A 14,880-nucleotide genomic window follows, 5' to 3' on the forward strand; every position below is an offset into this window, starting at 1 on the left:
CCCGACAATGCCTGTGGAGCCTGGGCGAGCGGCTCCTCGGCTCGAATCGGTGAACGGAAGAAGACCGGCCAGTATGCAAACCCCTCCCGTACCACCTGCGCCGAAGCACGGCGATCGAGGACCTGCCATGCCTCTCAACCACTACCTGACGCTCGGCCGCTCGGGGCTCCGGGTGAGCCCCCTCTGCCTCGGCGGTATGACCTTCGGCGAGGATCTCGGCTGGGGCTCCACCGTCGAGGAGTCCCAGCAGATCATCGATCGATTCATCGAGCTGGGCGGCAACTTCATCGACACGGCGAACTTCTACACCAAGAGCCACTCCGAGAAGATCATCGGCGACCACGTCGGCCGGCACCCGTCGCGCCGCGACCGGCTCGTCATCGCCACGAAGTTCAGCGGCAACCTCTACCCCGGCGACCCGAACGGCGGCGGATCGAGCCGGAAGTCGATCGTCTCGGCGTGCGAGAACTCGCTGCGGCGCCTCCAGACCGACTACATCGACCTGTACTGGCTGCACAACTGGGACGTCCACACGCCGATCGAGGAGACGATGTCGGCGCTCGACGCCCTCGTGCGCGCGGGCAAGGTGCGCTACCTCGGCGTGTCGGACACGCCGGCCTGGAAGGTGGCCCAGGCGAACGTGCTGGCCGGGTTCAGGGGATGGTCGGCGTTCGTCGGGCTCCAGATCGAGTACTCGCTCCTCGAGCGCACCGTGGAGCAGGAGCTCGTCCCGATGGCGCTCGAGCTCGGCCTCGGGATCACTCCGTGGTCGCCGCTCAAGAGCGGCGCGCTGAGCGGGAAGTACACTCGCCGCAACGCCGGCGAGGTCAAGCAGGACCGCAGCCAGTTCCTCGAGCCCTTCCTCAACGAGCGGACCTACGCCCTCGTGGAGGAGCTGGAGGTCGTCGCGCGGGCGCACGAGAGCACCGTGGCGCGCGTGGCGCTCGCGTGGGTGCGCGGGAAGCCCGGGGTGACCTCGACCATCATCGGCGCGCGGCGCCTCGCGCAGCTCGACGACAACCTGCGATCGCTCGAGCTCGAGCTCACGCCGGACGAGCGCGCCCGGCTCGACGCGCTCACCGCGCCCACCTTCGGCTTCCCGCAGAACATGCAGCCCATCTTCCCTGCCATCCACAACGGCGGGACGACCGTGAACGGCGTCTACGCACCGCCCTCGCCGTTCGGGCTGGTGTGGGGCGACGAGCCCTACTGACGTTGGGAGCGGCAGCGTCGTAACGAGCAGGGTGCGCACCGGCCCGCGACGCCTCTCACCGAAGGTTACGGCCCGACATGCACATCGGTCACGCCCGAGATCCCGCTGTTCCAGACGTCCCACCACCTGAACGTGGCGCCGGCGTCCGTCGAGACGCCCAGCTCCGAGCTCCCGCCGACCCAGATGGCGCTGTCCGGCGTGACGAGGAGCGCCTTCGGGTACGTGCCCGCCGTCGCGGCGAGCGCCGTGAAGGACGCGCCGCGGTCGGTCGAGACCTCGACCTGCCGACCGTCGGCCACGTAGACGTCCCCGCTCGACGCGATGAACACGTCCGCGACCGTCGAGGGATAGGCGATCCCCGCCGACTCCGTGCGGAGCGCGAACGAGGTCGCGCCGCCGTCGTTCGAGACCGCGAGGCCGCCGGACGTCGCGACGTAGACGTCCTGGCCGGAGAAGGCGATCGCGTTCGGCAGGTTCGGGTACATGGCGATGCGCGGCCCGAAGGTCTGGCCTCCGTTCGTGGACTTCCAGACCTCCCCCGACGTGCCGTACCAGACCGTGCTGCCGCTGGCCGCCACGCACTCTCCGGAGTTGCCGTTCAGCCCCGCGTTTCCGCTCGGCGGGTTCGTCCAGTCGTTCGCACCGGTCCGGAGATCGAACGTGCTTCCCCCGTCGTACGAGATGGACAGCCCGTAGGACGTCGCGACGTAGAGCTTCCCCGTGCCGACGTCGAGGAAGAGGTCCTCGGGCGTGGTCGACTTGAACGGCCCCTGCCCGGCGAGCGTGTACGCGCTCCGGAACACCGGCCAGGTGCGGCCGCGATCGCGGGAGATCGCGATCCCACTGTAACCGCCGCCGCCGACGAGCGCGTAGAGCTCGGTCGCGTTCCCGGTGATGCGTTCGATCCCGCCGGTCAGGTCCGCCGGCGCGAACGTGACGCCCGCGTCCGTGGAGCGCCAGAGGGAGGGAGCCGCGCCCACCCAGACCGTGCTGCCCTCGGCCAGGATCGCCGCTGGCGCCGGGTCGTGCTCGGGGATGCCGATGGAGCGCGCGGTGAACGTGGCGCCACCGTCCGTCGACGTCGCGAAGCTCTTGCCTCCGCCCGACAGCGGGCTCGTGGCGGCGTGGACATGGGTACCGGAGACGGCGACGCGGCGCACGTCGTTGGTGTCCAGGCCCTGTGCGGTCGTTCGGAGCGCGCCGAAGCCGTCGCCGCCGTCGGTGGAGATCGCGAGGCCCACGTCCGTGGCGACGTACACTTTCGTCCCGTCGCAGGCGACGTGGTGGTTCGCCGTCGCGCCGGCGGCCGCGGTCACCGTCGTCCACGTGACGCCCGCGTCATGCGAGACCTCCACCCCGCCGGAGTGCGTCGCGTAGACGTCGTCGCCGCAGGCCGCGACCGAGGTGAACCAGACGCCGTCGGCGTGACGAAGCGAGCTCCTCATCCGGTCGTGCGACACGAGCAGCCCGGAGCGCGTTCCGACGAACCCATGCCGATCGGAGAGCGCGATGGCGGTGACGGAGTCCCGGTCGTAGATCCCGTAGTGCCGCTCGTCGAACGACGCACCAGCGTCGCACGAGACGAAGAGGCCCCGGTCCGTGCCGACGTAGATCCGGCTCCCGAAGGCCGCCGCGGCGGTGAGCTGAGACGGCGCGCCATCGCTCGCGCGCACCGTGAAGTGGTGCCACGTCGCGCCGTCGTCGTCGCTGTAGGCGAGCCTCCCTCCGAGTCGGCGATAGAGGCGGCCGCTCGCGCGGTCCCGGAACAGCTCCAGGGCCTCGCCGATCATTCCCGTCGACACCCAAGCCGTCGGGACCCTCCCCGCGCCGCGGAAGAGGTCGCCGCCACCCGCGACGTAGACGAAGCCGTCGCCGGAGACCGAGTAGTCGTTCTCGCGGATGACCTCGACGTGCCCGACCGCGTCCTCGGCCCGATACCGGAGGACCGTCTCGCCGGGCCCGGCGTGGATCGGTCCCGCTGTCGCGCCCTGCACGATCGTGCCGGTTCCGCCGTCGAAGCTCGGGATGGAGCCGTCCGTGGTGTAGACGATGCGCTCACAGCCGGAGCCTGCGCCGTCGAAGCAGGTCAGGGTCACGTCCTGCGCGGTCGCGTACGCGCCCGACGCCACGCTCGCCGTCGTTCGTGGCTCGTCGCAGTCGGCGGCGGTGGTGAAGGACCAGGTGGTCGGCGCCGGGAGAGCGTTGCCGGCGAGATCGGTCGCGCCCGAGACGGTGAGCGTGTACGCCGTGCCGCACTCGAGGAGTTCGGCGGGCTGGGCGGTCGAGGTCCGCGTGGGCTCGTCGTAGCTCGCGCCGCCTGGCGCCGCGGGGACCGCCACGATCGCGCCCCGGAGGGCGCCGTCATCGCGCATCGGCTCGTCGAACGTGACGTGGAACGGGGTGTCTAGCCGCACGCCGATCGCGCCGTCGGGCGGGAACACCGAGGCCACCCCCGGTGGATCGGTGTCCATCACGTAGGTCTCGCTGCGAGGCGCCTCGGCATTGCCCTGCGCATCGACGGAGAAGAACCGCAGCGTCAGCGAACGGTCCACCGTGATCGGCGCGACGTACGCAGGAGACGCGGCCGTCGGGTTCGAGCCGTCCACCGTGTAGTGCGTGACGCTGCAGCCCGTACCGCCCACGTCGTCCTGGCAGACGAGGGTCACCTGCCGCGGGAAGCTGTAGAAGCCGCCCGGGGGCGTCGCGGTGGTGGTCGGGGGAATCGTCTCCGGCGTCGCCTGCGTGGTGAAGACGAAGAACCGAACCGGCCCGACCTCGCCGTGAGCGCCTCGGAGCGCGGTCGAGAGGCTGACCGAGTAGGTCGTCGAGTACGCGAGCGGCTGGGCCGGATCGATGACGATCGCCGCGCGCGACGCGTCGTAGGTGATCGCGGCCGGGACGGGAGCGCCCCAGAGGGCGAGGGTGGCCGCGCCCGGGATGCTCGCCGGGTCGAGGCAGGTGTTGTAGCGGATCACCAGGTCGCCGTTCACCGCGACGCCGGTCTGGCCGGGGTACGGCGTCGAGTCCGCGATCTCCAGCGCGGTGGCGCGCGGGAGCGGACAGGCGCCGCTCGCGGGGCCGCCCTCCTCGCTCGATCCGCCGGAGCACGCCAGGGTGGCGGCGAGGAGGGCTGTGAAGGTCGCGCGGCGCGCGCCCGGGGTGGCGGTGGCGGGGCTCATGCGTTTCTCTCGCGGTGATGAACGTGTGGTGGACGTCTTGACTGCACGACCAGTGACGACCGCGGCCAGGAAATCATCTCGCCGGCCGGATGTCATGCGGTTGCGGCTCGAGGAGGGCCCAACGGCTGCGAGACGTCCACGCTCGGCCGTTACCCCCAGCGTCCGCCCCGCGTCGGCAGGGAGGCAGGAGGGACAAGCCGCCCTCGGCCGGGGTTACTGCCGACCCGAAGGCAGCAACGCAGCAAGCGCGAGACAGCCAAGACCAACGCAAATCAGGATGAGACCTGGCCGAGTGAACGCGCCCGTCATCGCGACTCTCTCGAAGAGGCTCTGCGTGAGGGCCTTCGGACTTACGCGGGGGAATGGCAGCGCCATTACTCCGATCCCGGCAACGCAGATGCCCAGGACTAGCAGGATCCGTTTCGCGCGTGTCACACGAACAAGCATACCGGGCATCTACAAGCGCCGGACTACTTGTTGAGACGTGCCGGGCGGTCGTTCTCCGACCGAGAGTAATCGCCAGAACCTCAGGACGCGGCGCGGGACTCTCCTGACGCGAAGCATCGGAATCCACAAAGACCTTCCGTGATAGGCATGACGCACAGACGACGCCGCCTCGCGCGTCATTGCGTGCGACCGGATTACTCTCGGCATGTCCGCCCACCAGCGTCGGCCCGTCAGGCTTGGCGAGCCGACCGCGCGCCGGGGCCCGCCCGATTACTCTCGGGCAGGGCCCCCCGATCGATGCCGATTCCACGCGCACGGACAGTGAGTCCGCGCCAGGCCGCCGCATGCGTCTGAGTCGCCCCCAGACGCAGCTCGCCGTCGCGAGGGCCGAGAGGGATATGCTTTGGCGAGCCCTGCCGCGCGGACCGCTGGTCGGGCTAATAGACGTGCGGGACAGACCACGCAAGAAGGAGGCAGAAATGACACTTCTAAGGCGTCAGTGTCTCCTAATTTCGGCCGTGGCATCAGTCTTGATCGCGGGCCACTGCCCCCCCGGAACAGATGGACAAATTGGCAGCGGATCTCAAGAAGTACCAGACTATGTATGGATGTCAAAGCGCCGAATCGGTGTGCAAGACGTATAACGCGGGAACACCTAGCGTGAGTAGCCCTTCATCCTCAGGAGTGTGTACGGACGGTCAGTCACCGCCACAGTGGGGCTGCTGCCAGGGCATGGAGTGCCTTATGGCGAATTTCGTCAAAAACGATCACATACAAGTTCAGGCACTACTGGATCCTACGCACCCCGCCAGCATCTTCACCAACAATTTTCCGCAATGGAAGGTCACATTTCTGAAGACCGCAACGCTATTCAGCGTGACCAAGAATTCCGCGGGCAAGCCCGTCTGCACCTTATCCGATCCCGGAATCAATGGCGTGTACCAACCAGACAGCGTCGTCGTAATCACGATTGACGGGAAGGTTCTCTCATACGAGGTGTGCGAGATTGGTTTACAGATTAACGGAACCAAATACTACGAGCACTTTGCATCCGATGCGCCTCCCGGGAACATTCAGCCGGGGTGCGTAGGATGGGTGGAGTGTGTAACACAGTGATCACGAAAGCGGCTCCCCGCGTCGTGGGGACGGAAACCGGCGCCCGCGCGAAAGCAACTTGCGTCACGGTTCGGAAATAGCGCGCTTCTCATGCTGGCGCCAACGGGACGGTTGCCTGCGCTGCGGGTTCGACATGCCGACCCCCCTCGACCAGACTACCCGCGGCGCAGACATAGCTGCTTAATCGGCATCCACCTCGCGAGGGGCGGAAGCACTCAGCTGCCGGGGAGCAATCCGGCGCACGACCGCGGCGCTTTGCGAGCGCGCCGCGCGAGCACGCATCCGCCAAAGCCAGAGAAGCTGCGCGATCCTTCCAAGGCACCGCGCCTACGGCGCGGGCGATCTTTCCGCGCCGGAGCGCCTGGATCGCAGCAGCGATTCCCCGACCGAGGGTAATCGCCAGAACCTCATGACGCGGCCGCGGAACTCTCCTGGCGCGAAGCATCGGAATCCACGAAGACTTTCCGTGATAGGCCTGACGCACAGACGACGCCGCCTCGCGCGTCATTGCGTCCGACCGGATTAGTCTCGGTCAGGTCCGCACAGCTTCAAGCGCCCGATCGACTTGCGCGGCATCGGAACCTCCGCGCTCCGCTCCAGGACGCAGCAGCTCGGGCAAGTCGCTTCCTCCGGGACAGCGTCGCGTCGATCCGGCCGACCGCGCCGCATAGGTCGACGCCGCGGATGAGCAGGTGGATCACCGGGCCACGCCATGCCAGCGAGCGACGGAGCCTTGGTCCCCGTGCTCGCGGTAGTGAAGGCTCCCCGCACGGGTGAAGAAGCGTGCTCGCCGCACCGACACACGCCTACCCGGTCCGTATGCACGTTCGGCGAATCTTCACGCTGGGTAGCTGTTGGTCTAAAATGGAGCATGCGACCCTTTGTCGTGCGTACCCCGGGAGCGCCGGAACGGTTGGCTCCCTCCTGATCGTCTTGCGCTTCCGGGGTCCGCTTCCTCGCAGGTCTCATGAACCTCGACAAGCTGGCGCTCCGGATCGAGAGACTTCGCGTCGCGCGGCGCGTACGGTTCGACGAGCTCGCTGCCGCGATCGATCTGACGGCAGGGAGCCTGCGGAGCCGGATGCTCGGCGACATCGCCTTCAGCGAGACCGAGCTGTGGTCGATCGCGTGCGCGCTCGAGGCGCCAGCCGGGTGGCCGGAGCGCGAGCCCGCCGAGCTTCCAACCGGCCGCATCGCGCTCACCGCGCCGACGCCTCGGCGATCCGCCTCACGGCAGGTGCCGAAGTAGTTCGGCGTGGTCGCGCGGGACCTGCACGGCGGGCAGACGGTCGGCGGGCCCTTCGGCGTCGTCGTCGCGCCGCAGCGCCGCGCCTGCGCCTCGCGACTTGCCGTGCAAGGCCGGCCCGCGACCGGCAGCGGGGCGCGGCGGGGCGGGGCGGCAAGGGCATTTCATGTGACCTTGACTAACATCAATTCCGCCTTATGATGCGTCCATGACCGTTGCAGCTCCAGCGGGAGCGACAGGGAACCGGCGCGCGCGCGCGAAGCCGGCTCGCAAGCGGGCATACCGGATGGGCGCGCGCGCGGCGGCAGCCGCGGCCACGCTCGAGCGCATCCGCGACGCGGCGACGGGCCTCTTCTCCGAGCTGTCCTACGACGAGGTGAGCCTGGAGGCGGTCGCTCGACGCGCTCGCGTCTCCCTCCCGACGATTCTGCGCAAGTTCGGCTCGAAGGACGCGCTCTTCGTGGAGTGCGCTCGCGCCATGAACGAGCGCGAGCAGGAAGCCCGCAAGGTGGTCCCCGGGGACGTGCGGGGAGCGGCCCGGATGCTGGCGCTGCGCTACGAGCAGCTCTTGCCCCTCTGGCGTCACCTGGGTCTCGAGGAGCGCTTCCCCTCGGTCGCCGAGGTCATGGCGGGGGTCCGCGAGCGCCACCTGGCCTGGCTCGCGGACGCGTTCGCGCCCTTCCTGTCGCCGCGTCGTGGGAAGCTTCGCGCCCGCCAGCTCGCCGCGCTCTTCGGCGCCACCGAGATCTACCTGTGGTGGACCTGGAGGACGCACCTCGGCCTCGACGCGCTCGAGGCCGAGCAGACGATGTTCGAGGTCCTCGAGGCGCTCGTGGTGCGCTGGGCGGAGGGCGCGAAGGAGGAGCGCCGATGAGCGAGCCTCTCCGCTTCCTCTTCGCCACGTGGGACGGGGGCGGCAACGTCCCCCCCGAGCTCGGCGTCGCCAGGCGTCTCGTCGAACGGGGCCACGCGGTGCGCGTGCTCGGGGATCCCACGCTGGCGCACGCGGCGCACCTCGCCGGAGCCGAGCACCGCTCCTGGGTGATGGCGCCACACCGCGACAGCGCTCGCCCCGAAGACGACGTCATCAAGGACTACGAGAGCGCCAATCCCGTCGCGATGAGCCGCGACTTCGTCGAAGGCTTCGTCGGGCGGCCGGCGATCCACTGGGCCGAGGCTTCTTCAAAAGATCGGTCCGCGCGACGAGGACTGGGCGGCGGTCGCCTACGTATGGAACGACGACGGCTCGGACGCGATCGCCCGGCCCGCGGGCGTCTCGAACGTCCGCGGGACACGTCACGACGTGCCGTCGGCCGCGGAGTGCATGGCGTGCCACGGCGGACGCCGGAGCCGCGTGCTGGGATTCTCCGCAGTCCAGTTCTCCTACGAGGCGGGCGCCGGACAGCTCGATCTCGCCGATGTCATCGCGCGCGGCTGGCTGTCCTCGCCCCCGTCACGGCGCATCGCCGTGCCCGGCACGGCCACGGAGCGCGCGGCGCTCGGCTACCTGCAGGGGAATTGCGCGCATTGTCACAATCAGGCGAGGCCCGCGCGCAGCGGCTCGAGGTGCTACGACCCCTACAACTCCCTGGACTTCTGGCTGCGCGCCGATGGATCCGGCTCGCCGGCCGAGACGCCGACGTACCGTTCGGCCGTCGGCAACGTGATCCAGCCAGGCGACGCCAGCAGGAGCAGGCTCCTGGACCTCGTCGCGCATCGCGCGAGGGGGCGGCAGATGCCACCGCTCGCCACCGAGGAGGTGGACGAACACGCGGTCCGCCTCCTGCGAGAGTGGATCGACGACATGCGGTGGTCGAGGTCGCCCATCCCATGAAACACAAGATCGTTCCGGAATCGCTTGCCGAACGGCTGGCCCTGTGGGCCGGAAGGGTCCCCGTTCCGGTCGTGGACACCCTTTTCCCGCTGGTGAAAGCACGCTCCCTCATGGCGGCGGAGCGGCTGGGGATCTTCGAGGCGCTGCGAGACGAAGCGCTGCCGCCGGCTGCCCTCGCGAGCAGGCTGGGCCTGGACGAGGACTGCCTTCGCTTGCTCCTGCGCGTCCTCGCGGCGTCCGGCTACCTGCAGGAACGCGGCGCCCGTCACCGGCTTTCGCCCATGGCCCGCAGGACCGTGATCCGCGGGGGCGCCCAGGAATCGTCTGCCTTCCTCCGAGGGGGCCTGCGAACCCCCAGTACGATTGGCCCTCGACCCCGGGGACGGCCCTCCCTCATCGGGAGATCGTTGACCGACCTTCTCACGGTGCGTCATGCTCGCCGGACGCTCGGTCGATCGAGACGACGCGGCCCGGAGTCATGCTCATGGACGCACCCCACCCCACTCCCGACCTGGGCTGACCTGCGGCGGAGAACAGCGATGTGCATTGCCGTCTACCTCTCGTCGCCGTCTCCCCTGCCGCTGGTGCCGTGGCGTGAGGAGAACCCCGGCTTCTACGTCGACGAGGTGCAGGGCGACGACGCCGTGCACTCCCACTTCACGTGGCCGAACGTCTACTACGCCGGCTCGCACGAGGGCTGCGGGTGCGGGTTCGCGTACAACCAGATGCCCAACCACTTGCAGGAGCCGGACGACGAGGTGCGCCGCCGCGCCTCGGTCGCGGCGTTGCGGCAGTACGTGACCGAGGCGACCGCCGTCGGCCCCGTGCAGCTCTATGCCTGCTGGGAGAGCGAGCAGGCGCTTCCTGAGAAGGACCGGCTCGCGGCCTCGCCCGACGTTCTGGGCGGCGAGTCGTTCGACTTCGTGCAGTTCAGGATGCTGGAGTTCCCCGGGACGCGCTCGCGCGACCGTACAGCAGCTGGGCAGCAGGATCGTCGGTGAGCACCTGATGCGCGCATGGTGTCGGCGCCGGCGCCGGCTGCGATGTCTCGAACGTGACCTCGCTAATGGCGAGGGCTTCGTTGGCGACTCTCGCAGCGCAGACGCCGCGCCCTGCGGATCCTCGCAGACCGCGATTCGCTCGCCGCCCGGCAGCGGGCTGTCGAGGCGAAGCCGCCGAGCGGGCCCTGCCTCAGATTCTGCCGTGATCGCCCGCGGCGCCGGCCCGCTCGCGGGTGTCCGCGAGAAACGCGTGAATCGTCGCGATGACCTTCGCGCCCTCTCCGACCGCCGCGGCGACGCGCTTCGTCGAGCCCGCGCGAACGTCGCCGATCGCGAAGACTCCATCGCGGCTCGTCTCCAGCTCCTGGCGGCCCTTGGAGACGTCCGCCCCTGTTCGCACGAACCCTCTGGGATCGAGCGCGACGCCTGACCCGGACAGCCACGACGTGTTCGGGTCCGCACCGATGAACAGGAACAGATGACGGATCGGTCGGCGCGTCTCCTCGCCCGACGGCGCCTGCCGCCAGCGCAGGGTCTCGAGGACGCCGCCCTGTCCTTCGATGGCGACGACCTGCGTCTGGAGCAACACCTCGATGTTCGCCGTGGCGGCGATACGGTCGACCAGGTAGCGCGACATGCTCGCCTGCAGGCTGCTCCCGCGCGCGAGGAGCGAGACCTTTGGGACCTGCGCCGCCAGGTAGACCGCCGCCTGTCCCGCGGAGTTGCCGGCACCGACCAGCGCTACCTCCTGTCCAGCGCAGAGCTTTCTCTCCAGCGGCGAAGCCCAGTAGTGGATGCCCGAGCCCTCGAACGTCGCGAGGTTCTCCAGATCCAGACGGCGATACCTGGCGCCGCTGGCGATGACCAGGGTGCGGGCCCTGACCCGTTCACCGTTCGAGAGACCCAGCTCGAACCCTCCGTCGACGTCGGCCGTGGGCTGCAGCCTGACGACCTCATCCGGTATCGCCATCTCGGCGCCAAACTTCTGCGCCTGGTTGAAGGCCCGGGCCATGAGGGCCATCCCGGAGACGCCGGTCGGAAACCCGAGATAGTTCTCGATCCGTGCCGACGCGCCAGCCTGGCCGCCGAACGCGCGACAATCGAGCACGAGGACGGACAGTCCTTCCGATGCTCCGTACACCGCCGCGGCGAGACCCGCCGGTCCGGCGCCGACGATGGCGACGTCGTAGACCTTCCTCGGATCGATCGGCTGGACCAGGCCGAGGCACCCGGCGAGCTCGACCTCGCTCGGATTGCGAAGGACTCGGCCGTTGGGGCAGAGCACGATCGGCAGCTCGGACGCCGCGACGTGGAAGCGCTCGACCAGCGCCCTGGCGGACGGATCTTCATCGGGATCGAGCCGCTGATGCGGGTGCCCGTTGCGGGCGAGGAACCCCGCCAGGCGCAACACGTCGCCGCCCTCCGCAGGCCCGACGATCACCGGTCCGCTGAGACCGCTCTCGAGCAGGCCGACGCGCCGCAGGATGAGCGCACGCATGATGCGTTCCCCGACCTCCGCCTCGGCCACGAGCACGTCCGGTATTCTGCGCGAAGGGATGAGGAGCGCCTCGACCGGCCTCGTCGCACGTGCATCGACCAGCGAGGGACGTCCCGAGAGCTGGGCGAGCTCGCCCATGAACGAGCCCGGGCCGTGGAGGACGATGGCCTCGTCGTGCCCGAGCACGCTGTGCTGGGTGATCGCAACCTCGCCCGTCAGGATGACGAACATGCCCGGGCTGACGTCGCCGGTCGTCACGAGGCGCTCGCCCGCGCCGTAGGCTCGTGCGGAGCCGAAACGCCGCAGCCGGTCGATCTCGGCGGGATCGAGCCTCGGGAACATCTGGTCGTACCGGCTCTCGATGACCGATGCCATGGTGGGCCTCCTCAGGGGCGCGGCCACCCCGGGTAGCATTGACGTTGTCTGAATAGCGTCCCGCGCGCTGGCCTCTCGTGTAATGGCGAGCGGGCGAGCGGTGTTCGCCGGGTTGCGCGAGGGCGCAGCGCTCCAGCCGCGCGCGTGATCGTATTCGAGCTCTACGAGGCGCGTAGCCCTCGCCGGTGACGCCCGGAACCTCCACCGGGCGCGCTCGCAGCACGCATCGGCGGGGCACCCCATCGATAGACCCTGGAATCCCGCGCCCCTCGGCCGCTCGGCTCGCCCCTCGAGCCCCCTCGCTGCGCGTTGATGTCGCTCCACAGAGGGCGCACGCTCTCTCGGGAGGTCGTCACCGGGAGGAGCATATGACGCGCTGGATGGCGGTGGTTGCCTCTGCGCTCGTACTCGCGTGCTCTGGGGATGGCGACGGCGCAGGGCGATCGAACGGCCCACCGAACACGGTCTCGCTGACGGTCCACCGCTCCGGAGAATGCACCGGTGTCGTCAGCAGCGAGCCGGCAGGACTGTCGTGCACCGACGCGAGCTGCAGCGGGACGTTCGCGGCCGGGACGACGCTGACGTTGATCGGGACGCCTGATCCCGGATGCCGATTCGACGGGTGGAGCGGCGCCTGTACTGGACTCGGGCCCTGCACGATCGTGCTCGACGCGTCCGCCACGGCGACGGCGACGTTCACCCTCCGGTTCGACCAGGACGGCTTCCTGGCGGACCTGCTGGACGCGCCGATTCCGGTCGAGGACACGATCCCGTCCGCCCCGCTGCGCAGCACCTGTGCGACCCGGACGGTGAACGGTCCCGGAAACGAGGCGTTCGGCGGCCCGGTTCCGTGCGTCAGCGGGTTCTGCCTCGAGAATGCACCGGGCTCCACGTGGCTATGGGCGATCGCGGGAGCTTCTCGATCGAGCCTCTGGGCCGTAGGCGAGGGCGCGCTGCTGCACTACGGCTCCCGCTGGGACACGGCGTGCGGGCCGCTCGACGGCTGGATACTTTACTCCGCGTACGCCAAAGACGATCGCGACGTGTGGGTCGCCGGCCAGGGGACCATCGGCCACTTCGACGGAGCGTCCTGGAGCGCGACGCCCTCCGACCCCGGCTGGCGGGTGTTCGAGATCTTTGGCGACGCACGAGAGGCGTTTGCAGCCTACTCCGGGACCACGAGCGGCATCCTCCGCTGGAATGGCGCGGGATGGGCGCCGAGCTACGGCGGCCCGTCCGCGTCTGGCCTCTCGGTGTGGGGTGACGGAGCGGGCCGCGCCTGGGGAACGGACGGTGGACTTCTCGTCACGTGGGACGGGACGCGTTGGACCCATTCCGTCCGGCCTTTCAACCTGAACGACCTCTGGGCGCCCGCGGGTGGGGAGCCGTGGTTCGCCGGTTTCACCTTCCGCGATCCGGAGTGGTGGATTCACGACGCTGCGGTCTGCACGCTCGAGCGCGGCGCTTACCTGTCGGTCCCCTTGCCGCCGGGATACCGGGAGGCGAACTGGGTGCGCGGAAGCGCATCCGACGACGTCTGGGTCAACGCCTGGAGCACCGAATCCGGGGCAGAAGGCGTCATGCTGCGATGGGATGGCGCTGCGTGGACGATCGTCGCGTCGCCGGGAGAATCGTATCCGCCGCTGGTTCTAGCGCGAGACGAGGCGTGGCTCGTGCAAAACGCGCGCGACCCCGGCACGGTCCGGAGCGTTCCTCGTGTGATGCGCTTCGACGGGACGCAGTGGACCACCTCGCTCGAGTTGGAGGCCCCCAGCTTGGCCGCAGCCGTGACGGCGTCTGGCGCGGTGTGGGCCGCCGCCGAGGACGGGCTCTGGCGTTTCGATGGTACTCGCTGGACGAGCATGCACGGCCGGCTCGGCTACTCAGCGCACCTCGCGAGCGACGGGTTGCGCGTCTGGGCAGCCGGCTACGATGGCGGTGGCTCCAGCACCGTCGCCGCGTGGGACGGCTCGCAGATGACGACGTTCCGTCTCTCGGGCGACGCTACCGCGCTCTACGCAACAGGTGGGCACGCGTGGCTCGCGACCGCGGGGTCGACGAGGGACGGTGCGAACGCCAGGGTGCACCACTGGGACGGCGTGTCCTGGACCGAGCTCGACACCGGAACGCCGATGTACGTCCACGCCCTCTGGGCGTCCGCTCCCACCGACCTCTGGGCCGTCGGAGTCGTCTATCCGGCGACGTGGACCTCTCTGACGGGCATCATCGCGCACTGGGACGGCGCCGCGTGGGTGCGTCGCGAGATGCGGGATTACGAGCTCCGGTCGGTGTGGGGCTCCGGCGCTCGTGACGTCTGGGTGAGCGGCGACACGGCCTATTGCACGAAGTGCCCGCAAGTCGAACCGGATCCGCTGCTGCTGCGCTGGAATGGCAACAAGCTCGCGAAGGTCGCGAGCCTCGCTTTCGAGGAGCTCGCCGGCCGGAGCGCCAGCGAGGTCTGGGGTATCGCAGCGGAGCAGCGCTCAGGGAGCGCGGACCGGACTGCCGTGCTCCATCGCTTCGACGGGACGCGCTGGTCCGCGACGGCTCGCCTGGACCCGCCGTTCCGGCCGTATCGGCTCCATGCGGCGCCGGACGGTACGCTGTGGGGCGTGGATGGGGGGCCGCCTCCTGCGGCGCGCGCCGCCTCCTTCTCCTTAGTGCGCCCCGAGGCTCGCCGAGGGTCGCGACGCTCCGGGCCCCGGCGCGGGAGCTTCGGTGCAAGTTTGCGGCTGCACGGCGAGCTCGCTCACGAGGGAAAGCCGCCCCGCAATCATCGGACGAACGCAGCGCCGCTTCGTCGGCGGTGAACAGCGGAAGACCGCTGGACGCACCCGCTGAATGCTCGGCGTTTGCCGAGCCCTCGGCGTGAAGGCTCCGTCTCGAACGACTCGCCGCCGTCGCGGACGCGCGCCGCGATCGCGCGTCGCGCACGAGATCTCCGCGGAAGCTTCGCGGACCGTGGAGTGGG

The 14,880-nt window shown here is 69.6% G+C and carries 8 protein-coding genes and 1 pseudogene; 7 read left to right on the forward strand and 2 right to left on the reverse strand.

Features of this window, described 5'->3' with window-relative positions:
• Positions 1–127: 127 nt before the first annotated feature.
• Complete coding sequence (locus MNY62_RS04685) at positions 128–1,213, forward strand: aldo/keto reductase (RefSeq protein WP_242342946.1); 1,086 nt, start codon at positions 128–130, stop codon at positions 1,211–1,213.
• Positions 1,214–1,278: 65 nt separating this feature from the next.
• Here MNY62_RS04685 and MNY62_RS04690 read toward each other — a convergent pair whose 3' ends face one another.
• A complete protein-coding gene (locus MNY62_RS04690) occupies positions 1,279–4,392 on the reverse strand; it encodes an Ig-like domain-containing protein (RefSeq protein ID WP_242342947.1) in 3,114 nt (1,037 codons plus the stop codon).
• Between the two features lie 2,530 nt (positions 4,393–6,922).
• On the opposite strand from MNY62_RS04690, the gene MNY62_RS04695 reads away from it, so the two are divergent.
• The 5 genes and pseudogenes from MNY62_RS04695 (at position 6,923) to MNY62_RS04710 (ending at position 10,036) form a co-directional block, all read left to right on the forward strand.
• Positions 6,923–7,204: a hypothetical protein gene (locus MNY62_RS04695; RefSeq protein WP_242342948.1), complete on the forward strand. Its 282-nt coding sequence runs from the start codon at positions 6,923–6,925 to the stop codon at positions 7,202–7,204.
• A 205-nt stretch (positions 7,205–7,409) separates the two neighbouring features.
• Positions 7,410–8,075, forward strand: coding sequence for a TetR/AcrR family transcriptional regulator (locus tag MNY62_RS04700; protein WP_242342949.1), 666 nt, complete (start codon positions 7,410–7,412; stop codon positions 8,073–8,075).
• 480 nt (positions 8,076–8,555) lie between these two features.
• Entirely contained in the window at positions 8,556–9,035 is a 480-nt protein-coding gene (locus tag MNY62_RS04705; protein ID WP_242342950.1) for a hypothetical protein, read from the forward strand.
• Positions 9,032–9,313: pseudogene (locus tag MNY62_RS25765) on the forward strand (methyltransferase family protein); the annotation flags it as partial. The gene MNY62_RS04705 and the pseudogene MNY62_RS25765, both read left to right, overlap by 4 nt.
• Before the next feature lie 261 nt (positions 9,314–9,574).
• On the forward strand, positions 9,575–10,036 hold the full coding sequence (locus MNY62_RS04710) for a hypothetical protein (protein WP_242342951.1): 462 nt from the start codon (positions 9,575–9,577) through the stop codon (positions 10,034–10,036).
• A 190-nt stretch (positions 10,037–10,226) separates the two neighbouring features.
• On the opposite strand, the gene MNY62_RS04715 is transcribed toward MNY62_RS04710, so the two are convergent.
• The gene (locus tag MNY62_RS04715; protein WP_242342952.1) at positions 10,227–11,936 is read right to left on the reverse strand and encodes an FAD-dependent oxidoreductase; all 1,710 of its coding nucleotides are present in this window, start codon (positions 11,934–11,936) and stop codon (positions 10,227–10,229) included.
• A 341-nt stretch (positions 11,937–12,277) separates the two neighbouring features.
• Here MNY62_RS04715 and MNY62_RS04720 point away from each other — a divergent pair, with 341 nt between their 5' ends.
• Positions 12,278–14,719: an InlB B-repeat-containing protein gene (locus MNY62_RS04720; RefSeq protein WP_242342953.1), complete on the forward strand. Its 2,442-nt coding sequence runs from the start codon at positions 12,278–12,280 to the stop codon at positions 14,717–14,719.
• Positions 14,720–14,880: the final 161 nt, after the last annotated feature.

The organism is Anaeromyxobacter terrae (assembly GCF_022690685.1).
Taxonomy (GTDB): Bacteria; Myxococcota; Myxococcia; order Myxococcales; family Anaeromyxobacteraceae; genus Anaeromyxobacter; species Anaeromyxobacter terrae.

Excerpts from the sequence above, each read along its gene's own strand:
- MNY62_RS04685 (WP_242342946.1), top strand. The coding sequence starts at position 128 with ATGCCTCTCAACCACTACCTGACGCTCGGCCGCTCGGGGCTCCGGGTG.
- MNY62_RS04690 (WP_242342947.1), bottom strand. The coding sequence starts at position 4,392 with ATGAGCCCCGCCACCGCCACCCCGGGCGCGCGCCGCGCGACCTTCACA.
- MNY62_RS04695 (WP_242342948.1), top strand. The coding sequence starts at position 6,923 with ATGAACCTCGACAAGCTGGCGCTCCGGATCGAGAGACTTCGCGTCGCG.
- MNY62_RS04700 (WP_242342949.1), top strand. The coding sequence starts at position 7,410 with ATGACCGTTGCAGCTCCAGCGGGAGCGACAGGGAACCGGCGCGCGCGC.
- MNY62_RS04710 (WP_242342951.1), top strand. The coding sequence starts at position 9,575 with ATGTGCATTGCCGTCTACCTCTCGTCGCCGTCTCCCCTGCCGCTGGTG.
- MNY62_RS04720 (WP_242342953.1), top strand. The coding sequence starts at position 12,278 with ATGACGCGCTGGATGGCGGTGGTTGCCTCTGCGCTCGTACTCGCGTGC.